At 64.9% G+C, this 542-nt stretch carries 1 protein-coding gene; it reads left to right on the top strand.

Going from position 1 to position 542, the window contains the following annotated elements:
* Positions 1 to 131: 131 nt before the first annotated feature.
* Positions 132 to 542, top strand: a 411-nt coding sequence (locus GVL52_RS28440; protein WP_200847960.1) for an aldo/keto reductase, incomplete at its 3' end; no start/stop codon positions are given.

Below are 542 nucleotides of genomic sequence, written 5' to 3'. Positions count from 1 at the left end.
GGGTGGTTTTCATTTTTTACCTCGGCGCAAAAGCGTTTCCCGTATACACGGCTTAATCAACAAATGTAAAGCGCCCACACTTCGCCCTGTCCCGAGCCCACCGGCTCTCAACGAAGTCCCTGGAGTCCATCATGAGCGTTCCTTCCTTTGGCGTCGGCACCTTCCGCCTGACCGGCCAGACCGTCATCGATTCGGTGCGCAACGCCCTCGACGTCGGCTACCGTGCGATCGATACCGCGCAGATCTACGGCAACGAAGCCGAGGTGGGCCAGGCCGTCGCCGCCAGCGGCGTGGCGCGCGGCGATCTCTACCTCACCACCAAGATCTGGACCGACCACCTTTCCGCCGGCCGGCTCGTCCCGAGCCTGCAGGAGAGCCTGGAAAAGCTGCGCACGGATTACGTGGATCTGGTGCTGATCCACTGGCCCTCCCCCGGCGGCGCTGTGCCGCTGGCCGAAAGCCTGGAGGCGCTGGCCGATGCGCAATCCCGCGGGCTTGCGCGGCGCATCGGCGTGTCGAACTTCACGGTGGCGCTCCTGCGC

The sequence above is a fragment of the Rhizobium sp. 18055 genome (genome assembly GCF_902706285.1).
In the GTDB taxonomy this organism is placed as follows: Bacteria; Pseudomonadota; Alphaproteobacteria; order Rhizobiales; family Rhizobiaceae; genus Rhizobium.
This window is presented reverse-complemented; position numbering and strand designations above follow the sequence as displayed.